This window comes from Pseudomonas sp. BW7P1, from assembly GCF_024981055.1.
In the GTDB taxonomy this organism is placed as follows: Bacteria; Pseudomonadota; Gammaproteobacteria; order Pseudomonadales; family Pseudomonadaceae; genus Aquipseudomonas; species Aquipseudomonas bananamidigenes.
Genome location: NZ_CP103374.1, coordinates 5,705,955 through 5,731,156, shown reverse-complemented (window position 1 = coordinate 5,731,156; position 25,202 = coordinate 5,705,955). Strand labels below are relative to the sequence as shown.

Genomic DNA, 25,202 nt, shown 5'->3' with positions numbered 1-25,202 from the left:
ATTTCAAAGGTATTGCCCGTGAATCTTTGAGAAAGCTCCTTGCAGCCTTGGTAATGATCATTTTGCCGCTCGCCATGGTGCGCCTGGCGCTGGGTCATTGGACAGACCGTACCAGCCGCCTTCGGCGCGGATCAGGCGTTGTGCGGCGGCTTGCAATGCCGGGCGATCCAGTTGAGTGATGGCGCTGCGCAATTGCAGCAGATAATCCGACGAGTGGCCGGAGAGACGGGCCTGCCACAGAAGCTCGGCCGCCTCTTTGCCAGTCAGGGCGGTTTCATCGAACTGATCGGCAAGCGTCTGGCGTTGCTGGGTGAGGCTGGCGTCATCGAGTTGTTCGATCAGGGCTGGCAGGTCATCGAGGAACTGCTGAATGTGCTCGAGCAATTGCGCTGCGCTGGTCGTTGGCGATTGCACACCGAACAGCATTCCGCTTTGGCCATGGATCTGGCGCAACCCGCTGAAAACCGCATAACCCAATTGCAGCTCGACTCGCAGGCGTTGGTAGAACGGCGTTTGGCACAGGTGTGCGAGAAGGCGGCACGCGGCTTCTTCAGCGACTTCCTGGCTGGCGGTGGGGCAAAACAGTAGCAAGGCGTGTTCGTTGGACGCACTTTCGATCCGGTGCCACAGGTAACCGGCGCTGATTGCCGACGGTGCGGGTAATGGGTTGTCCGGTGTGCCGGGGATGCGACTCAGGGCCAGGCCCATGGCGGTTTGGGTCTGTGAGTTGAGGCCCAGCGCCAGACCGTCCCAACGGGAAGTTGTCCACAGGTTGGCGACGTCATCGGATTCGCTCATCGCTGGCAGGCAGTGTTCGGGCAGTGCCTTGAGTAGCTGACGAATCGGTATCAATGGTGCCTGCGGCTCTTCCTTTGCTGAATTGGCGCCTACTTGTGTCAGAGATTTAAGCGCATGTTCCAGCACAGCTGGCAGCGTGTCCTGCAGACCGGTCACTCTCAGCAGCCACTGATTACCCGTCGCGCAGAACGACAACTCGACCCCGGCTTGACGGGCGTCGTCAGACACTTCCTGCAGTCTGTGTTGCAATTTCGACTGCAGCTCGGCGGTGGCCGCTGCTTCAGTCTGCCAGCGCACGTACACCGCGCCTTCGTCCCTGTTGTCCGGCAGCGCCTGACTGAATTGCATCGGCGAGCGCTCACGGCGGCTACGCGAGCGATCCTGAGCAAACGTGCGCAGGCCACGGTGAGCGCTGGTCTGGCCACGGATCAGGCCGGCGTTGGCAAGCGGTTCGGCTGTGCGCAGGAAGGGATTGGCGGTCGGCAGATGCCAATGGGGACTGAAGTTATCCACAGTGCCGATCTGGCCGAGAATCCCTTTGAGCGCGGCTACGGCTGAATCGCACAGGCCGCTTTCGAGTTGCTCGCTGTCGAGCTGCGCCAGTTGCAGTGCGCCGCTGACTTGCTGTCGGCGTAGATGCAGTGCCGAATATTCCTCACGCAATGTCGACCAGTCCCGCTGCGCGGCGAAGAAACTCAACCAGTCCAGGGATTGCTCGCGAATGAGGTCGAAAGAACCGGCAACTGCAGTGAATTGAAGATGCAGCAATGCTTGCCCGGCGAACTGGTACTGCACGCAGGCGTGCAAGTTGTCTGCAAGCCCTTGCTGCCGCAAATGAGCGAGCAATCCGCCGGGCTTGGCACTGTTCAGCCAGTGGCAGAGGAACGCCAGCGCTTCGGCGGACGACGCCGGCAAGTCTTCCAATGCAAACAGCAGATTGCCGCGCCGCTCGCCGACCTGTTGATAAGTTGCGTGTGGAGTGTCCATCAAACGAACGGGGGCTGCCTGTTCGGTTTTATCCCCAGGTGCCAACGTGGCGGCGAACTGCTCGGCCAGGGCTCTCAGCTCTTCGATGCTCTGCGGTCCGGCCAGGCTCAGGATCATCTGTCCCGTGCGGTAAAACCGGTGATGGAAGTCTTTCAACGACTGCTGGAACTCCGCTCGTTCTACCGGCAGGCTGTCGCGGTTTCCGGCATGAAAGCCACGCAAAGGATGTGCTGCCGACAATCCTTCGAACAGCGCCTCTTTCTGCTGAGCCGCCGCATCCTGCGACCACGCAATAAACTCCGCCTGCAATACTTCCCGTTCCCGCAACTGATCGTCCGGATTCATACGCGGATGGGCGAGCATGTCTGACAGGCGCTCCAGCCCACCGCTGAAGGACGCTGGCGGCAACTCAAAGAAGAAATCGGTGGTGCGCTCGCGAGTGCTGGCATTCACCTGGCCGCCGTGACCTTGTACGTAGGCCATCAGCCCTTGCTGTGCAGGAAAACGCGCGGTGCCGAGAAACAGCAAATGCTCGAGGAAATGCGCCAGCCCCGGCCACGCCAATGGCACGTCATGGCTGCCGGCAGTCACCCGCAGTGCGGCGGCACTGCGCTTCAGGCCGGGCACGTGACGCAGGTTCACGCGCAGGCCATTGGTCAGGGTTTCAGTATGGGGGCGGGGGTGAGTCGGCGCAGGCATGGGCACTTCCAGAACGGTGAGGTGCCCATGCTAGCGGATTAGCGCTTGTTGAGCGCGTCGTAAAGTTCGGGACGGCGGTCGTGGAAGTAACGGTTGGCATTGCGCGAATCGACCATTAACTGGCGATCCAGCTCACCGACGATCAAGGCTTCGTCCAGTCCGGCCTGAGCGATACGACTGCCATCCGGCGCGGCTATGCTGCTTTGCCCGCAATAATGGATGTCGCCCTCCTGGCCGCAATAGTTGGCGTAAGCCACGTAGCACTGGTTTTCGAAGGCGCGGGATCGCACCGAGACGTCGGCAATGAAATCGAAAGGAATCATGTTCGCCGTCGGCACCAGAATCAATTCGGCACCCTCAAGGGCCAGGCGCCGCGCGTTTTCCGGGAACTCCAGGTCGTAGCAAATCAGGAAGCCGAGCTTCCAGCCGTTGAGCTCGACGATGGGAAACTCGCCATCGCCGGGGCTGAACATCGACCGGTCGAGATCGCCGAACAGGTGCGTCTTGCGATAGTTGCACAGGCGTTCGCCGTTCGAATCGATCAACTGCACGGCGTTGTAGATCTGCCCTTCGGCGGTGCGCTCGGGGTAGCCGTAAAGGATCGCCAGCCCGGCCGCCTTGGCGATCCGTCCGACTTGCTGAGCCCACTCACCGTTGTAGACCTCGGCCAATGTCGCGACCGCTTCCTTGCCGATGTTGTAGCCGGTCAGAAACATCTCCGGTACCACCAGCAGGTCGGCACCTTTGGCCTCCATCGCCAGTTGATGCAGGCGCTGGAGGTTGGCGGGCGGTTCCAGTGGCAGCGGTGGGCATTGGTAAAGGGCTACGCGCATCGTGATTCCTCTTATTCAGGCAGGACGATCGGGCCGATGTCGTTGAACACATCACCCGGGCCGGGGTTCTCTTTATGAGTGGACCCGCCGAAGTGCTTCATGATTCCCCATACCGCGTTGAGCGAGGTCTGTACCGCGCCTTCGACCCAGGCCGGCGTCCACGACACGTCGTCGCCGGCGATGAAAATCCCGCGCTGCTCCGGCGGCATGTCGTCCTGCATGAAGTGTGCGTACATGCGCTGGTTGTAGCGGTAATGGCCGGGCAGGGCACCTTTGAATGCACCGAGGAAATGCGGATCCGCTTCCCAGGATACGGTAATCGGATCGCCGATGATTCGCGCGGCGATGTCGACTTTCGGGTAGATCTTCTTCAACGCATCCAGCGCCAGTTTCACGCGTTTTTCCACCGGGTGCGGGAGCATTTTCAGAGCATCGCTCATCCACGAATACGACAGGCAGATCACGCCCGGCTTGTCGTCGCCGTTGTCGAACAGGTAGGTGCCGCGGGTCAGGCGATCGGTGAGGGTCATGCTCATCAGATCGCGACCGGTTTCCGGATCCTTGTCCTTCCAGAACGGACGGTCGACCATCACGAAAGTCTTCGACGATTGCATGTAGCGCGTGCGATCCAGCGCCATCCACATCTTCTGCGAGAACAGGGTTTCGTCGCATTCGATCTGGGTGGTCAGCAGCCAGCTCTGGCAGGTGGTCAGTACGGCGGCGTATTCGCGGGTGTCACCATTGTTGTCGGTGACTGCGAAACGTCCGCCAGGCGCGTGGGCGATTTTCTTCACCCCGGAGCGCGGAGCACCGTGGTGCAAGGATTTCAGACTGGTGCCTTGCGGCCAGTGAACGCAGCGTTCCGGCGCATGACGCCAGATGCCCTGCGGCACTTGCTCCACACCGCCGACCACCAGGTGCTGGTGATCGTCGCAGTTGGTCATCACCACGCGGAAGATTTCCAGCATCGAGTTGGGGAAGTCCGAGTCCCAACCGCCGGTCCCGAAACCGACCTGACCGAACACTTCGCGATGATGGAACGACAGTTTGGCGAAGGCTTTCGACGTGGCGACGAAGTCGTAGAAGGTGCGGTCGTCCCATAGCGGCACCAGGGTGTTCCACAGTTCCTTGAGTCGTGGCACATCGCGGTCGCGGATGGCTTGTTGGATATCGGCGAACTGCGAGCCCGCCTCGAGTGCGTCGGCCCAGGCGTCAGCCACTTCCTGGAACAGTGCGGGAAGATCCTTCAGGCTCCGTGCGTAATGGGTTTTGCCTTCGAGGTCGATCACGGTGCTGCCGGAAGCCGGGGTCAGCGGGTTGGGGAAGGGCCTGGTTTCCAGACCGAGTTTGTCGACATAGTGATAAAACGCGGTGGAAGACACCGGGAAACGCATGCCGCCAAGCTCGGCGACGATGCCGTCGGTGCCGTTGAAGGCCTGCGAGCGCAAGCGGCCTCCGAGCTTCGAAGCCTCATAAACGACCGGCTTCAAACCGAGTTTCATCAACTCGTAAGCCGCCACCAGACCGGCGATGCCGGCACCGACGATAGCGACTTCGGCACCGTGGTTGTGCTCGGGGATACTGCCCAGGCCGGCTGGATGTTCGATCCAGTCGTCGAAGGCGAACGGAAAGTCCGGGCCGAAAATGGTGATCGGTTTCTTACCGTCTGCAGGATGGCGATTGTTCTTGTTCATGGCTGACCTTGCTGGCGACCCGACGCTGGAGGCGCGTCCGAGTATAGGAAAAGATGCCAGCCATTCTAGGGAGCGTAGAACACGTTAATAAGACGCAAAATGTCGTCGTTTTGAACGTTAGCGCTTCAATTTGACGAATCAGTTGGTCAGACTGGATGCCCGCGATCGATTTTGCTGCTGAGGATGATCGAGGTCGTGGTCTTGTCCACACCGTCTACGCTGCCGATCTGATCCAGCAATTGATCCAACTGTTCCGGCGAGTCGGTTCGCAGCCACGCCACGTAATCAAATTCGCCACTCACGGCACACAATTGCTGAACCTGAGCCATCGCGCTCAACCGTCGCAATACTTCTTTGCCCGAGCGCGGTTGTACCTTGATTCCGACATACGCCTGCAACCCGCCATCCACCACGCGCTGGCCCAGACGTACGCCATAGCCGGTGATGACTTTGGCCTTTTCCAGCCGCGCCAGTCGCGAAGTCACGGTCGTGCGGGCGATCCCCAATTGCCTGGCCAGCATTGCCACGCTCTCGCGAGCGTTGATTTGCAGGGCGGCGATCAACTGGCGGTCGATTTCATCGAGCACGGGTGGGCGGATGTCGGGCAAGAGACTTCTCCACGCAGATACGAAAAAGCCGCACACAGGTGCGGCTTTTTTCATGTTTGGTGGGCCCACACGGACTCGAACCGTGGACCAAAGGATTATGAGTCCTCTGCTCTAACCAACTGAGCTATAGGCCCTCAGTAGGTCGCGGATTATAGCGACGGTTTCTCGGCTGTGCTATCCGAAAAATCGGATACGGCTATGCGAAGAAACGTTGCGGCGAATTCCTCTGGCGGCAACGGCAGACTGACGATGTAGCCCTGGATCTGTTCACAGCCTTCGGCGGCGAGGAATTGCTGCTGGGCCTGGGTTTCCACGCCTTCGGCGATCACGGTGAATTGCATGCTGCGGCCCAGGGCGATGATGGCGCGCACAATCGCGGCGTCGTGCGGGTCGTCGGGCAGGCCGCGGACGAAGGACTGGTCGATCTTGAGGATGTCCAGCGGCAGGCGTTTGAGGTAGCTCAGCGAGGAATAGCCGGTGCCGAAGTCGTCGATGGCCAGTTGTACGCCGAGGTGTTTGAGTTGATGCAGCACCGCCAGCGCCTCTTCGGCCTGGCTCATGATGAAGTTTTCGGTAATTTCCAGTTGCAGCAAGTCAGGCTTCAGGCGGTTGTCCTTGAGCAACTGTTCGATGCGCCCCAACAGATTCGGCTGGCGCAGTTGTGCGCCGGCGAGGTTTACCGACAGCGGTCCCAGGGATTCGTAAATCTGGTTCCACTCGAACATCTGCCGGCAGGCGGTTTCCAGCACCCAGTCGCCGATCTGCAGAATCATGCCGTTTTCTTCCGCCAGCGGGATGAAATGCTCCGGCGGAACTTCGCCGAAGTTCGGATGGCGCCAGCGGATCAGGGCTTCGGCACCGACCAGACGGTGATCGTCGAGACTGATTTTCGGTTGGTAGTAGAGGTACAACTCCTCGCGCTCGATGGCACGGCGCAACTCATGCTCCAGTGCCACCCGTTCGCTGGCCTGTGCAGTCAGGTCGCGGGTGTAGCTCTCGACGCGGTTGCGGCCCTTGGCCTTGGAGCGGTACATCGCTGCGTCGGCGTTCTTGATCAGGGTGGCAACATCGCAGCCGTCGCGGGGATAGAGGCTGGTGCCGATGCTGGCACTGATGAAAAACTCGTGTTCGCCGGCCTGGAACGGTGCGCCAAAGCAGTTCAGCAGTTTGGAGGCGATATTGTCGGCATCGCCGGCCTGTTGCAGGCCCGGCAGGAGAATGATGAATTCATCGCCACCGAGCCGCGCCACTGTATCGATATCGCGAAGTTGTTCCTTGAGGCGCACGGCAATGCCCTTGAGCAACAGATCACCGACCGGGTGGCCGAGGCTGTCGTTGATGTGCTTGAAACGGTCGAGATCGAGGAACAGCACGGCACCCAGACCACCGTTTTCCTGCTGACTGTTCAATGCCGTCAGCAGGCGGCTTTCGAACAGCGTCCGGTTGGGCAGACCGGTCAGTGGGTCGTGGTGGGCCTGGTAGTCGAGTTTCGCCTGGGCGTGCTTGAGGCTGGAAATATCCGCAAACACCGCGACAAAGTGAGTGATGAGGCTGTCGCGATTGCGCACGGCGCTGATGGTCAGCCAGCTGGGGTACAACTCGCCATTCTTTCGCCGGTTGGAAATCTCGCCTTGCCAGTGGCCTTCGTCGGTCAGTTGATGCCACATCGCCGCGTAGAACGCGCTGTCATGCAGCCCGGAGGCGAGCAGGCGCGGCGTATGGCCGAGCGCCTCGCTTTCGCTGTAGCCGGTGATTTCGGTGAATGCGCGATTCACGGCGCTGATGTGCTGTTGCGTATCGGTGATCAATACGCCTTCGGCGGTACTCTCGAACACCGTTGCGGCCTGTTGCAGTTTTTCCTGCATCAGGTGGCGTTCGGTGATGTCCCGGGCGATGGTCAGCATGCAGTCGTCATCACCGATCGGCAGTGGACGGCTGGAGACTTCACAGAGACGGATCTGCCCGTCGCTGCGGCGAATATGACAGGTGAAGTCGCGAACGAAACCGTCACGGTGCAACAGATCGAGCATTTGCTTGCGCTCGTTGAGGTTGACCCAGATTCCCAGATCCAGTGCCGAGCGGTCCACCGACATGGCACTGTTGAAGCCGGTGATACGGCTGAAACCTTCATTGACTTCCAGTAACAGGCCATCGCTCTGACGCGAGAGCAGCAGGCCGTCCGGCGAGGCGTGGAAGGCTTTGGCGAACTTTTCTTCGGAGGTTTGCAGCAGCTGTTGGGTTTCCTTGAGCTGGGTGATGTCGCGAACCACAACGACCAGTGCAGGTGTCGTGTCGAGCTCGAAGGGCTCGGCGGAAATCAATCCGGTGAACACTTGCCCGTTGCTGCGGCGAAAGGGCATCTCCAGATTGCGAATGCTGCCGGCCTGCAGCCGTTGCAGCAGGCCGGGGCCAACGCCGGGTATACCCCAGATATTGAGTTCGGTGGCGGTCTGACCGATGACGTCTGCCGCCTTGAGTCCGATCTGCTCTTCAAATGCTTCGTTGACCTCCAGCAGGCAGCCATCGGACAGACGCGCGATCACCAGAATGTCCGGGCACTGCTGGAAAACCGAGGCGAATTTCTGTTCGGACAGGCGCAGGGCTTCTTCGGTGCGCTTGGTTTCGCTGATATCGATCATCAGGCCGCGCATGACCGGCTCGTGACCGTGCTCGATCAGACTGACAATGTCACGCACCCACAGGCAGCGGCCGTCGGCGGTGATCACCCGGTAATCCAGGCTGTGGTCCCGTCCGGCAAGCACCTCGTGATCGCAGAAACTCTGCGCACGGGTGAGGTCTGCCGGGTGAATGATGTTGCGCCAGAACCCCGGAATCAGCCAGTGAGACAGCGGATAACCGAGCAGATCCTCGGCATGGGGCGACACATAGCTGTAGGTGAAATCACTGATCCGCGCTTCCCAGGCAATGGCCGACAGACTCTCCACCAGGCCACGATAGTGGTATTCGCTGCTGCGCAGTTCCTGTTCGAGGTCGATGCGACGGGCGATTTCCGAACTCAGACGGCGATTGATACGGATGACCATCGCCAGAACGATGATCAGAAACAACAGGCCAGGCAGCCCGTAGATCAAAAGATCGGACCAGAATGTCCGATGATCGAGCACGTTGCCTACCCAATGCTCCTGAATGCTGCTGATTTGCTCCGGGGGCATGTCGGCCAGGACTTTATCCAGAATGCCCACCAGCATTTTGTTTTCCCGAGGCACCCCCATCGCCAGTTGATAGCGATAAGGGGTTTCGCCGCTGACATACAGACCATCGAGCTTGAGCTGGCGCAGGCTCCAGACACTGGAGGCCAGATCGCCGACCACAGCGTCCACTTCGTCGGTGGCCAGGGCCTGCAGCGCCGAACTGACGTTGGGCATGGCGACCAGATTCAGATCGGGATGATGGGTGCGCAGCAGTTCATGGGGTGCATAGTTTTCGACAACGGCGATCTTCAGCCCGTAGAGGTCATCGATCTTGCGGGGTTGCGGGCCGCCGACGTGGGCGAGGATGACGATCGGAAAATCCAGGTAAGGACGGGTGAAGGCCAGATAACTCTGGCGCTCCGGGGTCGACATGATGCCGGGCAACAGATCGATCGTGCCGTTTTTGGCCTGTTCGAGCACGGCTGTCCAGCTCGAGGGTTCGATTGGCGTAAGTTTGATGGCCAGGCGCTGGCGGATCACATCGATATAGTCTGCGGCCAGGCCCTGATAGCGGTTCTGGTCATCGCGAAACTCGAAAGGTGGCCACGATGCATCGACACCCAGGCGCAAGTCCGGGTGAGCCGCCAGCCAGCTACGTTCTTCATCGGTCAGAGTCAGCGCGTCAGCCGTTGCGGTCCAGATCATCAGTGACAGCAAAAAAAGCACGGACGCCAGTCTGGGCATAACGGTCTCGTTATGGCACGGGGGAATGCTTCGAGTGTAGACGGGCTGTGCGCAAGGGAAGGCAGTGCGAGGTATTTAATCTGCCCTGAAAGCAGAACCCCCGGCCTGGGCCGGGGGTTCTGGGATCACTCGTCGAGGAACGAACGCAGGTGTTCGCTTCGCGTCGGGTGGCGCAGCTTGCGCAGCGCCTTGGCTTCGATCTGACGGATCCGCTCACGGGTCACGTCAAATTGTTTGCCGACTTCTTCGAGCGTATGGTCGGTGTTCATGTCGATACCGAAACGCATGCGCAGCACCTTGGCTTCACGGGCAGTGAGGCCGGACAGTACTTCGCGGGTCGCTTCCTTCAGGCTCTCGACCGTGGCGACATCGATTGGCGACTGCATGGTCGAGTCTTCGATGAAGTCACCCAGATGAGAGTCTTCGTCATCACCGATCGGGGTTTCCATGGAGATCGGCTCTTTGGCGATCTTCAATACCTTGCGGATCTTGTCCTCAGGCATTTCCATGCGCTCACCCAGCTCTTCCGGGGTCGGTTCGCGACCCATTTCCTGCAACATCTGCCGGGAAATGCGGTTGAGCTTGTTGATCGTCTCGATCATGTGCACCGGAATACGGATGGTGCGAGCCTGGTCGGCGATCGAGCGAGTGATCGCCTGACGGATCCACCAGGTGGCGTAAGTCGAGAATTTGTAACCACGACGGTATTCGAACTTGTCCACGGCCTTCATCAGACCGATGTTGCCTTCCTGGATCAGGTCGAGGAATTGCAGGCCACGGTTGGTGTACTTCTTGGCGATGGAGATCACCAGACGCAGGTTCGCTTCAACCATCTCTTTCTTCGCGCGGCGGGCTTTTGCCTCACCGATCGACATGCGACGGTTGATGTCCTTGATCTCGGCGATGGTCAGACCGGTTTCGGTTTCCAGCGCGATCAGCTTCTGCTGGCAACGGATGATGTCCGGCTGTACGCGGCCAATGGCCTCGGCGTACTTGCTTTTGCCTTTTGCCAGGTCGTCGGACCAGCTTTCATCGACTTCATTGCCCGGGAACTGGCGCAGGAAGTCGGCACGCGGCATGCGTGCGTCACGTACGCACAGCTGCATGATCGCACGCTCTTGCTGGCGCAGACGATCCAGGGCGCTGCGAACGCGCTCGACCAAGGCTTCGAATTGCTTCGGTACCAGCTTGATCGGCATGAACAGATCAGCCAGAACCAACAGCTCGGCAATCGCCGCCTTGTTGTGACGACCGTGCTTTTTCAGGGCCTTGCGAGTGATTTCCATCTGCTCGGCCACGGCGCCGAAACGCTGCGCGGCAATGACCGGGTCCGGACCGCTTTCGGCTTCTTCTTCGTCATCCGACGCTTCGGCGTCATCGTCCTCGGAATCGTCGTCCGCTTTTTCGGTTTTCGCATCGATAGGCGGAGGCACTTCGGCAGCGGGTGGCGTAGTGCCGTCGTCCGGATCAATGTAACCACTCAGGACGTCGGACAGGCGACCGCCTTCGCTGGTGACCCGATCGTACTCGGAGAGAATATGGTCAACCGTGCCGGGAAAGTGCGCGATTGCACTCATCACTTCACGGATGCCCTCTTCGATACGCTTGGCGATTTCGATTTCGCCTTCACGAGTCAGAAGCTCGACCGTACCCATTTCACGCATATACATGCGCACCGGGTCAGTGGTGCGACCGATATCGGTCTCCACCGCTGCCAGCGCAGCGGCGGCTTCTTCCGCAGCGGCCTCGTCGGTATCGGCGTCGGCCAACATAAGGGCGTCCGCATCCGGAGCACTCTCGTGTACGGGGATCCCCATGTCGTTAATCATGCGGATGATGTCTTCCACCTGCTCCGGATCTGAAATATCCTCGGGCAGGTGGTCGTTGACCTCGGCGTAAGTCAGATACTTCTGCTCACGACCCAGTTTGATCAACTCAATAATACGAGACTGCTGTTGCGCTTTTCCGGACATAACACCCTATCCACTGAAGGTCTTGGCGGGCAAAAAACAAGCCGAGGATTATACCTGAGCTATGACCTCACGCGCCAGTTGAGGTCGGGTTTGATGCAGGAACATCACGTTTGAGCAGGTCGAGCAGCAAATATTTTTCTTCGGTGCTCAGATCGCTTTGACGTGATTTCCTGAGAAGTTGTTCCAGCTTTCGCTCACGCTGGCGGGCTGACAAGCTGGTTATGGTGTCGAAAAACTGTTGTTCAAGGTTTTCTCCGTTGATCAACCACTCCTTTTCTGCCAGGCGGGTCAGCAATCGGCCTTGTTCGGTACCATGCCATCGCGAGATCAACTGAAAAGAGTTTAGCTGAGGATTCTTTTGTACGGCTTCCAGTGAGGCCACCAGCAGCTGGGTATTGGTATTGTCTTCGTCCGCGAAATGGCTCGCGGTCTCGACTTTCAGGGCCAGTTGCGGGTGATGGATCACCGTCCGCAGGGCGGCCATGATTGGTGGCTCGACCGGAGCCGGCACTCTTGGGGCATGCGATTGATCGCGATCTGCGCCACGCTTGCCGTTCTTGTCCCAGGGTTTCTTGTCCCATTTTTTGCCGCCGGCCCCCGGTTTCTTGGGTGTCCATTCCTGCTGCGGCACGTACATCTCCTGTGCCTGCGGCTGATGGTAGTCGCTGTAGTCCGGCATGGCGTCGTAATCGATGCCCGGATCGTAGGCGGGTGGCGCTTCCTGTGGTGCGCTCTGGGCCAGTTGGCTGACGGTCTCGCTGCTCAGGCCGGTGATTTCGGTCAGGCGCTGGCGCATCAGGATCCGCAGATTGGCTCCCGGCACCTTGTCGATCAGCGGCGCGGCGAGGGTGGCCATGTGTGCCTTGCCTTCAAGCGAGCGCGGATCGGCTTCTTCGGTCAGTTGCTGGAAGAAGTAGTCTGCCAGTGGTTGTGCGTGCTGATTGATCCGGGCGAGAAAGGCGTCGGTGCCTTCGGCGCGGATCAGGGTGTCCGGGTCTTCGCCTTCGGGCAGAAACAGAAAGCGTGCCCGACGGCCGTCCTGCAGGCTGCTCAGCGTCGCCTCGAGCGCGCGCCAAGCGGCGTTGCGACCGGCCTGGTCGCCGTCGAAGCAGAACAGCACATTCGGTACGACGCGGAAAAGACGCTTGAGGTGTTCCTCGCTGGTGGCTGTACCCAGTGTCGCAACGGCGTTGCGCAAGCCTTGCTGGGCCAGGGCAATGACGTCCATGTAGCCCTCGACGACGATGATTTCGTCGAGGTTACGGTTGTTCTTGCGGGCCTCATACAGACCGTAGAGTTCCTGGCCTTTATGAAAAACCGGGGTTTCCGGCGAGTTCAGGTATTTCGGCTTGTCATCGCCGAGAACCCGGCCGCCGAATGCAATGACGCGTCCTCGAGCATCGCGGATCGGGAACATCACTCGATCGCGAAAGCGGTCATAGCGCTTGCCGGTTTCGGCGTTCTCGATCAGCAGGCCGGCGTCGATCATGGCTTTCTGCTGCAGGGTATCGCTGCTCAGATGCTTGAACAGATTGTCCCAGCCCGGTGGGGCGAAGCCGAGGCCGAAGTCCCGGGCAATCTCACCGGTCAGGCCGCGGCTCTTGAGGTAATCCACGGCCGCTTTGCGTGCCGGATGACTTTTAAGTGCCTGACGGTAAAAATCGGCGGCAGCGGACAACAGCGGATAGAGCGGCGAATCGGTCGGCTGTCGTGGCTTGTGCGAGCGGCTGCCCTCTTCGCGGGGGACTTCCATGCCGGCGGCTTTGGCCAGGTCCTCGACGGCCTGGGGGAAGTCCAGATTGTCGTGGTCCATGAGAAAGCCGAGCGCGTTGCCACCGGCACCGCAACCGAAGCAGTAATAGAACTGCTTGTCGGGGCTCACGCTGAATGACGGGGTTTTCTCTTGGTGGAACGGGCAGCAGGCGGTGTAGTTCTTGCCGGCCTTCTTCAGTTGCACGCGCGAGCTGACCACGTCGACGATGTCGGTGCGGTTCAGCAGGTCGTCAATGAAGCTCTGGGGAATCAGCCCGGCCATGGCGTTCTCGTCGTCTGCGCGGTAAAGGGTTCTATGCGAAGGGCGACCGGGCGCGGGTCATGCCTGAAAGCGCACGATAGGTGCGGTTCGACCGGTGTCGTCTGCGCATTTGCTGTCGGGAAGTGTATCTGCCGAAAAGCCACTGACGTTAGTACCTATCAGTCTTCGACCATTTGAAAGTGTTGCGCTGAATCCGCATGCGGCCGGTTTAGGGCCTCGGATAGCTCATGAAACGGGCACGCAAGCAGGTGCCTTGGGCTGATCGTCGTAAGAAGAATCAGTGGGTGTGCTCGTCAGCAGCCTTGAAAGGCTCGTCAGAAAAGACGTGCACCGCTGGCAAAAGAGCCAGGTCTGACGCGGTGAAGCGGATTTGTCTCGGTCGCGTCTGCGGCTTCGACGGTGAAGCATCAAGCGTTTTCCGCAAATGCCATAAGCCCGGCGGAAGGCCGGGCTTGGCAGAAGCTTGCTACGAACGTCTGTGTATTAGTACAGACGAACGGCGCGGCGCTGTTCGCGCTGAACTTTCTTGGCGTGACGCTTGACAGCGGCTGCTGCCTTGCGCTTACGCTCGGAAGTTGGCTTCTCGTAAAATTCGCGGCTACGAACTTCAGCCAGTACACCGGCTTTTTCGCAGGAGCGCTTGAAACGACGCAGAGCTACGTCGAAGGGTTCGTTCTCTTTTACTTTGACGGCTGGCATCCAGAGCTACCTTCATTCATTACCGGGGTCAACATCCTCGCGGCAAAAGAGCACTTGAAGACGTCGGTTTTTAAGGGTTGCGGATGTTAACCCCTCAACGCTCGGAATGCAAAGCCTCTGATCGAAAACCGCTGGTCGGGGCATTCTGTGACGACTATTATGCGCGCCTTCGAATTCAGCCTAAACAAGGCGCAAACCCATGCTAGTACTGGGATTAGAAACTTCTTGCGACGAAACCGGCGTCGCATTGTACGACAGTGAGCGCGGTCTGCTGGCCGACGCCCTGTTCAGCCAGATCGACCTGCACCGCGTCTATGGCGGCGTGGTGCCGGAGCTGGCTTCGCGCGATCACGTCAAGCGCATGCTGCCCTTGATTCGTCAGGTGCTGACCGAGGCCGACTGCGTGCCGACCGAGATCGATGCCATCGCCTATACCGCGGGCCCCGGTCTCGTCGGGGCATTGCTGGTAGGCGCATCCTGTGCTCAGGCGCTGGCTTTCGCCTGGGGTATTCCAGCGCTTGGCGTGCACCATATGGAAGGCCATTTGCTGGCGCCGATGCTGGAGTCAAAACCGCCGGAGTTTCCGTTCGTCGCCTTGTTGGTGTCCGGTGGCCATACGCAGCTTGTTCAGGTCGATGGCATCGGCCGGTACAGCCTGCTCGGCGAAACCCTTGATGATGCTGCGGGCGAAGCCTTCGACAAAACTGCAAAGATGATGGGCCTCAATTATCCGGGTGGTCCGGAAATCGCCAGATCGGCGGAGAAGGGCGTTGCAGGACGCTTCACCTTTCCGCGTCCGATGTGTGATCGCCCGGGGCTGGATTTCAGTTTCAGCGGCCTGAAGACCTTCGCCCTCAATACCTGGCAGCAATGCGTCAGCGCCGGGGACGACAGCGAGCAAGCCCGTTGCGACATCGCGCTGGCGTTCCAGCAGGCCGTGGTGGAGACTTTGACCATCAAGTGCAAGCGCGCACTGAAGCAGGCCGGCATGAAGCGTCTGGTCATCGCCGGTGGTGTCAGCGCCAACAAGGCGTTGCGTATCTCGCTGGAAAAAATGCTGGGTGACATGAAGGGCGACGTGTTCTACGCCCGCCCGCAATTTTGCACCGACAATGGCGCGATGATTGCCTTTGCCGGATGTCAGCGCTTGCAGGCCGGTCAGCAGGAAAGCCTGGCAATCAGCGTACAGGCCCGCTGGCCAATGGAGCAGTTGTCGGCGCTGTGATAGTGACGCTTGCGTACGGTATTTAAAAATGCCGTTCGCGCCCGGCAAACAGGTCGCGTAGATTGCCCCGGTGACGCCAGACGATCAGCAGCGTGAGCGTGCTCATCGGCAACAGCGCTGCCGGTTCCTGCCAGGCCAGTAATGGCAGGGTCAGTGGCGTGGCGATCAGTGCTGCCAGCGAGCTGGTGCGGGTCAGGTAGAACGTCAACAGCCAGGCGCATACGGCCAGCAATGCCGCGGGCGGATACAGGCCCAGCAGCATGCCGGCCGCGGTTGCAACGCCTTTGCCACCGCGAAAACGGAAGTACAGCGGGAACAGGTGACCGATCACGGCACAGACGCCGATCCATGCCTGATCCTGCAGCGCAAGGCCCGCCGCCGAAGCGATCAGCACCGGCAGCAGGCCCTTGCAGAGATCACCCAGCAGGGTCAGGATCGCGAGTTTGCGACCGGCCAGGCGCAGCATGTTGGTGGCACCGGCATTACCCGAGCCACTCATTCGCGGATCCGGATTCCCGGTCAGGCGGCTGAGCAAAATGGCGAAGGACAGCGAGCCGAGCAGGTAGGCGAGGATCGCCAGTGACCAAAACATGCTAACTATTCCGGGCGAGGACGCCCTGATTCTAACGGCGCAATGCGCCCTTGTCGTGCAGCGGAGAGAAGTGCTTGGACAGAGTGTTTATCGAGGGCCTGGAAGTCGACACCGTGATCGGTGCCTACGACTGGGAGCGCGGCATCCGACAGTGCCTGCGACTTGATCTGAGCTTCGCCTGGGACAATCGCCCGGCCGCCGCCGGCGACGATCTGACGCTGGCGCTCGACTACGCCAGTGTTTCCACTCGAATCCAGGCTTTTGCCGAGCAGGCGCAGTTTCAGCTTGTCGAAACGTTCGCTGAGCGTCTGGTTGAAGTGCTGATGGCCGAATTCAAGATCACCTGGGTGCGCCTGAAGCTGACCAAGCCAGGCGCGGTTCCAGCCGCCAAGGGTGGTGTCGGTGTGGAGATCGAGCGCGGATGTCGCTGACTCAGGTCTATCTCGGGCTCGGCAGCAATATCGAGCGCGAAACTCATTTGCGCGCGGGCCTGGACGCCCTGGCCGGTTTTTTGGTGGATATTCGCTGCTCGGCGGTGTTCGAAAGCCAGCCGGTGGGGATCAAGAGCGGCCCGTTCTTCAATTTCGTGGTATCGGCCTGCACCGATCTGCCGCTGATGGAGCTGGATCGACGGCTGAAATTCATCGAGGCGGATAACGGTCGTTATGCCCCGGATCGCAAGGGGCTGCCGCTGGATATCGACGTCCTGCTGTATGGCGACCTGGCAGGCAATTTCGACGGACTGATCCTGCCTCGCGCCGAAATTCTGAAAAATGCTTTTGTGTTGTGGCCGCTGTCACTGATCGCACCGGATCGGGTGCATCCTGGTGTGGGAAAAAGCTTTGCCACTCTGTGGGCCGAAGCGCAGATCGATCAGGTGCTGGCACCGGTCGGATTTGAATGGCGCGGTATTCAGCTCACGCCTTCGGACTTGTTGAGCTGACTGGCGCCATCGCGGACGGGTTCGCGATGGCGCCAGAAATTCTCAAGAAGAAGCTGATTCCTTGTAAGCCTTCAACGCCTTGAGCCGTTCACGCTTGAGTGCTTCGCCCAGTTCCGGGCCCTTGAATCCTTTCTCCAGCAACGGCTGAACCGCAACGCCCCGCGCCACATTGGCTGCGCCTCGCAGATAATCCGCCTGTGGATAACTTCGCTGTTCAAGTCCCTTGCGTCCGCGAGCATCCATCTCGCAGGCCATAATGAACTCTTCAAAACGCTGCGGTCTGCGATAAACGTCAAAGCTCTGCAGCAGCTCCAGCAAGGTCGAAGCCTTCAGTTCCAGCGCACGATGGCCGTGGGTGTGGTACTGCCCGACCAGCAAAGCCAGTTCCTGACAGTCCTTCGGTGCCTTGAAGCGCTCGTTGACGGCTTTTATCAGTTTCAGACCTTTGTGCTCATGGGCGATGTGCCGTGGCCATTCTTCCTGCGGGGTCAGGCCTTTACCGAGGTCGTGCAGCAGGCAGGCCCAGCGCACTGTCAGCGGTTGTTTGTGCAGGGCGGCTTGCTCAAGCACGCTCAAGGTATGAATGCCGCTGTCGATTTCCGGGTGGTGGTTTTCCGGCTGGGGCACGCCGAACAGGGCGTCAACCTCGGGCATCAGCACTTTGAGTGCGCCACAGTCACGCAACACCTGAATGAATACCTGAGGTTGATTTTCCATGAGTGCGCGAGAAATCTCTTTCCAGCTGCGCTCAGGCGTCAGGGCTTCCAGCTCGCCGGAGTCGCTGAGCTGGTGCATCAAGTCCAGGGTCTCGGGGGCGACCTTGAAGCCAAGCTCTGCGTAGCGAGCCGCAAAGCGGGCGACACGCAGGACTCGCAACGGATCTTCGGTGAACGCGGGGGAAACGTGGCGCAGGATTCGGTCTTCCAGATCACGCTGACCGTGATAGGGGTCCGTCAGATTTAGCTGATCGTCCTCGGCCATGGCGTTGATCGTGAGGTCGCGGCGAGTCAGGTCTTCTTCAAGCGTGACCTCGGGGCTGGCGTGAAAGGTGAACCCGCCGTAACCGCGACCGCTCTTGCGTTCGGTGCGGGCGAGGGCGTATTCCTCGCCGCTTTTCGGATGAAGAAACACAGGAAAGTCTGCGCCTACCGGGCGAAAACCCTTGGCGAGCATTTCTTCGGTGGTGGCACCGACCACCACCCAATCGATATCGGTGACCGGTTTGCCCAGCAGGCGATCACGTACTGCGCCGCCGACCTTGTAAATCTGCATAAAAAACCTCCGTTGGCCCGACAGGATAACCCTTGCGCCGGACTTTCGGAGGTCGGAACGGGATCAAAGATGAATGACCGCCAGATCGAGCCGACCGTAATCCCCTTCGCCATGTTCGCTGCGGGGGGGGACATGATGGGTTTTCATGATCTGGTCGCCCTGCAGGGTTTCCAGATGGATATCGAACCCCCAAAGCCGATGCAGGTGCTTGAGGACCTCCTCGGTGGAGTCGCCCAACGGTTTGCGATCGTGCTGCTGATGACGCAGGGTCAGCGAACGATCACCGCGCCGGTCGATGCTGTAGATCTGCACGTTCGGCTCGCGGTTGCCCAGATTGTATTGTGCCGCGAGCGTTTCGCGGATGATCCGATAGCCGCTCTCGTCATGGATGGCGGGTACCAGCAGATCGTCTCTCTGGTCATCATCGAGGATGCTGAACAGCTTGAGGTCGCGAATCACCTTCGGCGACAGGTACTGCAGGATGAAACTCTCATCCTTGAAGCTGCTCATGGCGAACTTGATGGTCGACAGCCAGTCGCTGCCGGCGATTTCCGGGAACCAGCGACGGTCTTCTTCCGTCGGTTCTTCGCACATGCGCCGGATGTCGCGGTACATGGCAAAGCCAAGCGCATAGGGGTTGATGCCGTTGTAGTAAGGACTGTCGAAACCTGGCTGGAACACCACGCTGGTATGGGACGCCAGGAATTCCATCATGAAACCGTCGGTGACCAGTCCTTCGTCGTACAGGTCGTTCATCAGCGTGTAGTGCCAGAAAGTCGCCCAGCCTTCGTTCATTACCTGGGTCTGGCGCTGTGGATAAAAATACTGGGCGATCTTGCGCACGATGCGCACGATTTCCCGTTGCCACGGCTCCAGCAACGGCGCGTGTTTTTCGATGAAGTAGAGGATGTTCTCCTGCGGCTCGGCCGGAAAACGGGCATTGTCCTTGTCGCTGAACTTGTCCGCACCTTTGGGAATGGTGCGCCACAGGTCGTTGATCTGTTTCTGCAGGTGCTCTTCGCGGTCCTTCTGCCGGCGCCGCTCCTCCTCGGCGGAAATCGGGTACGGGCGCTTGTAGCGGTCGACACCGTAGTTCATCAGGGCATGGCAGGAATCCAGCAGGTCCTCCACCGCGTCGATGCCGTGACGCTCCTCACACTGCATGATGTACTGCTTGGCGAACACCAGGTAGTCGATGATCGAGCTGGCATCGGTCCAGGTGCGGAACAGGTAATTGCCCTTGAAAAAGCTGTTGTGACCGTAGCAGGCGTGGGCCACCACCAGTGCCTGCATGCAGATGGTGTTTTCCTCCATCAGATAGGCGATGCACGGATCCGAATTGATCACGATCTCGTAGGCCAGTCCCATCTGCCCGCGACTGTAGGACTTCTCGGTGCTGAGGAAGTGCTTGCCGTAGGACCAGTGGTGATAGCCCAGTGGCATGCCGACCGAAGCGTAGGCGTCCATCATCTGCTCGGCGGTGATCACTTCGATCTGGTTGGGATAGGTATCCAGGGCATAGCCGGCCGCGATCCGGGCGATTTCGCGGTCGTAGGCCTGGATCAGCTCGAACGTCCATTCAGAGCCGGTGGAAATGGGTTGGCGCTTCTGCTCTTTGGCGGTCATGTCACTAACCTGCGCTGGAAGAGTTCACGGAAGACCGGGTAGATATCTCCGGCCGAGACCAGCTGCTGCTGGGCAAAAGTGTCGGAAAAGGCTTCGGCGATGCGTTCGTATTCGTACCACAGGGCCTGATGTTCGCGCGGTGTGATCTCCACATAAGTGTAGTACTGCACGAACGGCATGATCTGGTTGATCAGAATGTCGCGGCAGATCGGCGAGTCATCGTTCCAGTTGTCGCCGTCGGAAGCCTGGGCCGCGTAGATGTTCCATTCATTGCTCGGGTAGCGTTCGGCCATGATCTCCTGCATCAGTTTCAGGGCGCTGGAGACGATGGTGCCGCCGGTTTCCCTTGAATAGAAAAACTCTTCCTCGTCCACTTCCCGGGCGCTGGTGTGATGGCGGATGAACACCACATCGATCTTGTCGTAGTTCCGCTTCAGGAACAGATACAACAGGATGAAAAAGCGTTTGGCGATGTCCTTGGTCGCTTGAGTCATGGATCCGGAGACGTCCATCAGACAGAACATGACCGCTTTGGAACTGGGGTTCGGTTGCTTGATCAGCAGGTTGTACTTGAGGTCGAAGGTGTCGAGAAACGGAACGCGATGGATACGTGCGCTGAGTTTCTCTATTTCCGCCTCAAGGTCCTGAATGTCGCCGAAGTTGTCCGGTTCTTCGCGTTTCAGGCGCTCCAGTTCTTCCTTGACCTCACGCAGCTTGGCGCGGCTGCTGCCGGACAGTGCGATTCGGCGGGCATGGGCCGAGCGCAGAGTACGGATGATGTTGATCCGGGATGGGTTGCCCTCGTTGCTGATCCCGGCGCGAACCGTTTTGAAGGTATCGGTGCCGGTCAGGTTGCGTTTGACGAGGTTGGGCAGTTCGAGATCCTCGAACATGAACTCGAGAAATTCTTCCTGGGTGATCTGGAAGACGAACTCGTCCATGCCCTCGCCGGAGTTGCCGGCCTTGCCCGGTCCGCGGCCTCCGCCACCTCCCGGCGGGCGGGCGATGTGCTCACCAGCGGTGAATTCCTTGTTGCCGGGATGGACCACGGTCTGTTTGCCGCCGCGACCATGGTGAAGCACCGGTTCATCGATGTCGCGACCGGGAATGCTGATTTGTTCGCCGTGCTCCATGTCGGTAATGGAACGCCGGCTGACCGCCTCTTCGACAGCCTTCTTGATGTGGTCACGGTAACGCCGCAGGAAGCGCTGGCGGTTTACCGTGCTCTTGTTCTTGCCATTGAGGCGTCGGTCGATCACATAGCTCATGAGAGGCCCTCCGGGCAGCTTCAAGTAGTGAGCTGCGAGCCGCAAGTGCAAGCATATGCCCTGGCATCAGGGCTCATGCGTTTTTAACTTGCAGCTCGAAACCTGTAGCTTGCAGCTGCTTTACTGCGATTTCCGGACCCGCAGATACCACTCGGACAGCAGTCGTACCTGTTTGTCGGTGTAGCCGCGCTCGACCATTCGTGTAACGAAGTCGTTGTGTTTCTGTTGATCCTCTTTGCTGGCCTTGGCATTGAAGCTGATGACCGGCAGCAGGTCCTCGGTGTTCGAGAACATTTTCTTCTCGATGACCACCCGCAGTTTTTCGTAGCTGAGCCAGGTCGGATTCTTGCCATTGTTGTTGGCTCGGGCGCGCAATACGAAGTTGACGATTTCGTTGCGGAAATCCTTCGGATTGCTGATACCGGCCGGTTTCTCGATCTTTTCCAGTTCCTCGTTGAGGGCTACGCGGTTGAGGATCTCGCCGGTTTCCGGATCGCGGTATTCCTGATCCTGAATCCAGAAGTCCGCATACAGTACGTAGCGGTCGAAGATGTTCTGGCCGTATTCGCTGTAAGACTCGAGATAGGCCGTCTGGATCTCCTTGCCGATGAACTCGATATAACGCGGTGCCAGATACTCCTTCAGATAGCGTAGATAGCGTTCACGGACTTCCGCCGGGAACTGTTCCTGTTCGATCTGCTGTTCCAGCACATAGAGCAGGTGTACCGGGTTGGCGGCGGTTTCATGGGGGTCGAAGTTGAAGACCTTGGACAGGATCTTGAATGCGAACCGGGTCGACAGACCGTTCATGCCCTCGTCGACACCTGCTGCGTCGCGGTATTCCTGGATCGATTTGGCCTTTGGATCGGTATCCTTGAGGTTTTCGCCGTCGTAAACCCGCATCTTGGAATAGATGTTGGAGTTTTCCGGCTCTTTCAGGCGCGACAGCACAGTGAACTGCGCCAGCATCTTCAACGTGTCCGGCGCGCAATGGGCCTTGGCCAGGGAACTGTTGAACAACAGCTTGTCGTAGATCTTCACTTCGTCGCTGACCCGCAGGCAGTACGGCACTTTGACGATATAGATCCGGTCGATGAACGCTTCGTTGTTCTTGTTGTTGCGGAAGGTATGCCACTCCGATTCGTTGGAGTGGGCCAGCAGGATTCCGGTAAACGGAATCGCGCCGAGACCTTCGGTACTGTTGTAGTTGCCTTCCTGGGTTGCAGTCAGCAGCGGGTGCAGCACCTTGATCGGTGCCTTGAACATTTCGACGAATTCCATCAGGCCCTGGTTGGCCCGGCACAGCGCACCGGAGTAGCTGTAGGCGTCAGCGTCGTTCTGCGGGAACTCTTCCAGCTTGCGGATATCGACCTTGCCCACCAGCGCGGAGATGTCCTGGTTGTTCTCGTCGCCCGGTTCGGTCTTGGCCACGGCGATCTGGTTGAGGATCGACGGGTACAGCTTGACCACACGGAACTGGCTGATGTCACCGCCGAATTCGGCCAGGCGCTTGGTGGCCCATGGCGACATGATGGTGTTCAGGTAGCGCCGGGGAATGCCGAAGTCTTCTTCGAGGATCGCGCCATCTTCGGTGGCGTTGAACAGACCCAGGGGCGATTCGAATACCGGCGAGCCCTTGATGGCATAGAAGGGCACTTTTTCCATGAGCTGTTTCAGCTTCTCGGCCAGGGACGATTTACCGCCGCCGACGGGACCGAGCAGGTAGAGGATCTGTTTCTTCTCCTCGAGGCCCTGGGCGGCATGACGGAAATACGACACGATCTGGTCGATGCATTCTTCCATCCCGTGGAAGTCTTCAAAGGCCGGATAGCGGCGGATCACCTTGTTGGAGAAGATTCGCGACAGCCTCGAATTGGTCGAGGTGTCGAGCAGCTCCGGTTCGCCGATAGCCATTAACAGACGCTCGGCGGCGGAAACGTAGGCGCTGCGATCCTTTTTGCACAGTTCCAGGTATTCCTGCAGCGAGAATTCTTCCTGGCGTGTGGACTCGAAGCGTTGTTGGAAGTGGCTAAAGATACTCATGACGTCACCTCGCTCGATACGTGGAGCCGACGCCGGATCACTCAGTCGATGCTGGCAAGCAGCTGCGATGACAGCTGTTGTTTACCCCCCAGAACCCTTTCGCGATCGACAATCGCGAAAGTCACTCCCGATGACCCGTGCGCCGGTGTACCGGCTCTCCCCTGTTTTGGATGGCCTGGGCTTAAGGATAGTTGGGAATTCGGGAGGTAAAGGCGAGATACGTAATTAGTTGTGGCAGACCGTTCGTCTGCCACCGCGCGAGCCCACGGGAGCCGGGGCCTGCACGTGACAAAAAAATTATTCGGAAATGCCTTGCGCGGTTTCCGAAGGAAAGGTCGTACGCCAAAGCTCGAAGCCGCCGTCCATGCTGTACACGTCGGAGAAGCCCTGGCTGATCAGATAAGCCGCTGCGCTCTGGCTGGAGTTACCGTGATAGCAGACCACCACCAACGGGGCGTCGAGGTCGGCGTTGCGGATGAAATCGGCAATGGAGTGGTTATCCACATGCTTCGATCCTGCGATGTGCAGCGCGGCGTAGGTCTGCGGGTCACGGATATCGACCACCACGGCACCTTGCTCGCGCAGGGCCTGGGCCTGTTCCGGGGGGATACGTTTGAATTCGCTCATGGCGGGTTCCTGTGGCTCGGCTGAAAACGCAGTCTAACGCGGGGCGCTGACTGGCGAGGTTTCGGTGGTCGGTGGGGCGACGGGAGGCAGGGCGCCGCCGTGTTCGTCGCATTTGCACGACAGCCGTTCAAAGCTGTCGACGTTCATCAGGGTCATGCTTCCGCCCCATACGCAACCGGTGTCGAGGGCTGAAATGCCGGGCTCGTGGACATCGCCTTCCAGTGCCGCCCAGTGGCCGAAAATGATCCGCAGGCCACGGGTCTTGCGTTCCTTGTGCTGGAACCACGGCTTGTAGCCCGGCGGCGCCGTGTCCAGGCCTTCCTTGCTCTTGAGGTCGAGCTTGCCTTCGGCGGTGCAGAAGCGCATGCGCGTGAAGTAGTTGGTGATGATCCGCAGCCGGGCCACACCTTTGAGTTCGCTGTCCCACTTCGTCGGCTCGTTGCCGTACATGCCGTCGAGGAAGGCCGGGAGCAGATTGTCATCGCGCAGGGCGGTCTCGACTTCTGCGGCATACTTCAGGGCCTTGCGCAGTGACCATTGCGGGGGGATGCCTGCATGAGTCATGGCGACTTCGCGTTGCTCGTCGTAGTGCATGAGTTTCTGCTGACGCAGCCACTCCATCAGTTCGGCACAGTCCGGTGCTTCGAGAATCTCGCGCAGGGTGTCGGACTTTTTCATCCGCTCGATATTGTTTGCGGCGGCCAGCAGATGCAGGTCGTGATTGCCGAGGACGCAGACCAGTGACTCGCGCATGCCATAGAGAAAACGCAGGGTTTCCAGCGATTGCGGGCCACGGTTGACCAGGTCGCCTACCAGCCACAACCGGTCCACTGCCGGGTCGAACGCGACTTGCCCGAGCAGGCACTTGAGCGGTTCGAGACAGCCCTGCAGGTCGCCGACGGCATACGTCGCCATCAGTGCAGCGCTCCCGGAACGGCGAGGCGGAAGGGTTTGATGATCGCGTCGAAATGCTTGCCGTCGCTGGCGACCATTGCATAGCTGCCCTGCATCGTGCCGACCTTGGTGGTCATGACTGTGCCGCTGCTGTAAGTGTGGCTTTTTCCTGCGTCGATCAAGGGTTGCTGCCCGACGACACCGGCGCCGCGCACTTCCTCGACATGCCCGTCGCCATCGGTGATCACCCAATGTCGGGACATCAGGCGGGCCGGCTGTTCGCCATTGTTCTGCACGGTGATGGTGTAGGCGAAGGCGAAGCGGTCATGCTCGGGTTGCGATTGGTCTGCCAGATAGTGAGTAACGACGCTGACATCGACCTGATAACGGGGATCGGACATGCAAGAGGCCTTGAGGACTTGGCGAAAAGCGGCTATCGCCGATGGGTTGAGTCTAGGCAAGTATCGGGCAGGAGACCAGAGTGGCGCTC

The 25,202-nt window shown here is 59.4% G+C and carries 19 protein-coding genes and 1 tRNA gene; 3 read left to right on the top strand and 17 right to left on the bottom strand.

Going from position 1 to position 25,202, the window contains the following annotated elements:
- Positions 1 to 57: 57 nt before the first annotated feature.
- The 9 genes from pqqF to rpsU form a co-directional block, all read right to left on the bottom strand.
- Positions 58 to 2,484, bottom strand: a complete 2,427-nt coding sequence (pqqF, locus tag NWV16_RS25925) for a pyrroloquinoline quinone biosynthesis protein PqqF (protein ID WP_260521253.1) — start codon at positions 2,482 to 2,484, stop codon at positions 58 to 60.
- A 38-nt stretch (positions 2,485 to 2,522) separates the two neighbouring features.
- Complete coding sequence (locus NWV16_RS25920) at positions 2,523 to 3,317, bottom strand: carbon-nitrogen hydrolase family protein (protein ID WP_260521252.1); 795 nt, start codon at positions 3,315 to 3,317, stop codon at positions 2,523 to 2,525.
- Between the two features lie 11 nt (positions 3,318 to 3,328).
- A complete protein-coding gene (locus NWV16_RS25915) occupies positions 3,329 to 5,011 on the bottom strand; it encodes a flavin monoamine oxidase family protein (protein ID WP_260521251.1) in 1,683 nt (560 codons plus the stop codon).
- 146 nt (positions 5,012 to 5,157) lie between these two features.
- Positions 5,158 to 5,619 carry an Lrp/AsnC family transcriptional regulator gene (locus NWV16_RS25910; RefSeq protein ID WP_065259123.1) on the bottom strand — a complete coding sequence of 154 codons (462 nt, stop codon included), beginning with the start codon at positions 5,617 to 5,619 and terminating at the stop codon, positions 5,158 to 5,160.
- 57 nt (positions 5,620 to 5,676) lie between these two features.
- A tRNA-Ile gene (locus tag NWV16_RS25905) sits at positions 5,677 to 5,753 on the bottom strand.
- A gap of 15 nt (positions 5,754 to 5,768) precedes the next feature.
- Positions 5,769 to 9,515 (bottom strand): bifunctional diguanylate cyclase/phosphodiesterase, encoded by a 3,747-nt coding sequence (locus tag NWV16_RS25900; RefSeq protein WP_260521250.1) that lies wholly within the window; start codon positions 9,513 to 9,515, stop codon positions 5,769 to 5,771.
- 125 nt (positions 9,516 to 9,640) lie between these two features.
- Positions 9,641 to 11,488: an RNA polymerase sigma factor RpoD gene (gene rpoD, locus NWV16_RS25895; RefSeq protein WP_260521249.1), complete on the bottom strand. Its 1,848-nt coding sequence runs from the start codon at positions 11,486 to 11,488 to the stop codon at positions 9,641 to 9,643.
- A 67-nt stretch (positions 11,489 to 11,555) separates the two neighbouring features.
- Entirely contained in the window at positions 11,556 to 13,523 is a 1,968-nt protein-coding gene (dnaG, locus tag NWV16_RS25890; protein ID WP_260521248.1) for a DNA primase, read from the bottom strand.
- Positions 13,524 to 14,006: 483 nt separating this feature from the next.
- The gene (gene rpsU / locus NWV16_RS25885) at positions 14,007 to 14,222 is read right to left on the bottom strand and encodes a 30S ribosomal protein S21 (protein ID WP_002551877.1); all 216 of its coding nucleotides are present in this window, start codon (positions 14,220 to 14,222) and stop codon (positions 14,007 to 14,009) included.
- A 199-nt stretch (positions 14,223 to 14,421) separates the two neighbouring features.
- Here rpsU and tsaD point away from each other — a divergent pair, with 199 nt between their 5' ends.
- Entirely contained in the window at positions 14,422 to 15,447 is a 1,026-nt protein-coding gene (gene tsaD / locus NWV16_RS25880) for a tRNA (adenosine(37)-N6)-threonylcarbamoyltransferase complex transferase subunit TsaD (RefSeq protein ID WP_260521247.1), read from the top strand.
- Positions 15,448 to 15,469: 22 nt separating this feature from the next.
- On the opposite strand, the gene plsY is transcribed toward tsaD, so the two are convergent.
- A complete protein-coding gene (gene plsY, locus NWV16_RS25875; RefSeq protein WP_065259128.1) occupies positions 15,470 to 16,039 on the bottom strand; it encodes a glycerol-3-phosphate 1-O-acyltransferase PlsY in 570 nt (189 codons plus the stop codon).
- A gap of 74 nt (positions 16,040 to 16,113) precedes the next feature.
- On the opposite strand from plsY, the gene folB reads away from it, so the two are divergent.
- Complete coding sequence (folB, locus tag NWV16_RS25870) at positions 16,114 to 16,470, top strand: dihydroneopterin aldolase (RefSeq protein ID WP_016772885.1); 357 nt, start codon at positions 16,114 to 16,116, stop codon at positions 16,468 to 16,470.
- Positions 16,461 to 16,982 (top strand): 2-amino-4-hydroxy-6-hydroxymethyldihydropteridine diphosphokinase, encoded by a 522-nt coding sequence (folK, locus tag NWV16_RS25865; protein WP_260521246.1) that lies wholly within the window; start codon positions 16,461 to 16,463, stop codon positions 16,980 to 16,982. Before folB ends, folK begins: the two co-directional genes overlap by 10 nt.
- Before the next feature lie 42 nt (positions 16,983 to 17,024).
- Here the strand turns inward: folK and NWV16_RS25860 are convergent, their stop codons facing one another.
- The 7 genes from NWV16_RS25860 to apaG form a co-directional block, all read right to left on the bottom strand.
- A complete protein-coding gene (locus tag NWV16_RS25860; RefSeq protein WP_260521245.1) occupies positions 17,025 to 18,254 on the bottom strand; it encodes a multifunctional CCA addition/repair protein in 1,230 nt (409 codons plus the stop codon).
- Positions 18,255 to 18,317: 63 nt separating this feature from the next.
- The gene (locus tag NWV16_RS25855) at positions 18,318 to 19,880 is read right to left on the bottom strand and encodes a SpoVR family protein (protein WP_260521244.1); all 1,563 of its coding nucleotides are present in this window, start codon (positions 19,878 to 19,880) and stop codon (positions 18,318 to 18,320) included.
- Positions 19,877 to 21,148: a YeaH/YhbH family protein gene (locus tag NWV16_RS25850; RefSeq protein ID WP_260521243.1), complete on the bottom strand. Its 1,272-nt coding sequence runs from the start codon at positions 21,146 to 21,148 to the stop codon at positions 19,877 to 19,879. The genes NWV16_RS25855 and NWV16_RS25850 overlap by 4 nt, the downstream gene beginning before the upstream one ends.
- Positions 21,149 to 21,268: 120 nt before the next feature.
- Complete coding sequence (locus tag NWV16_RS25845; RefSeq protein ID WP_065259133.1) at positions 21,269 to 23,191, bottom strand: PrkA family serine protein kinase; 1,923 nt, start codon at positions 23,189 to 23,191, stop codon at positions 21,269 to 21,271.
- A gap of 297 nt (positions 23,192 to 23,488) precedes the next feature.
- Positions 23,489 to 23,818, bottom strand: a complete 330-nt coding sequence (glpE, locus tag NWV16_RS25840) for a thiosulfate sulfurtransferase GlpE (protein WP_260521242.1) — start codon at positions 23,816 to 23,818, stop codon at positions 23,489 to 23,491.
- Positions 23,819 to 23,851: 33 nt separating this feature from the next.
- Complete coding sequence (locus tag NWV16_RS25835) at positions 23,852 to 24,733, bottom strand: symmetrical bis(5'-nucleosyl)-tetraphosphatase (RefSeq protein ID WP_260521241.1); 882 nt, start codon at positions 24,731 to 24,733, stop codon at positions 23,852 to 23,854.
- Entirely contained in the window at positions 24,733 to 25,113 is a 381-nt protein-coding gene (gene apaG, locus NWV16_RS25830) for a Co2+/Mg2+ efflux protein ApaG (RefSeq protein WP_260521240.1), read from the bottom strand. The genes NWV16_RS25835 and apaG overlap by 1 nt, the downstream gene beginning before the upstream one ends.
- Positions 25,114 to 25,202 lie beyond the last annotated feature (89 nt).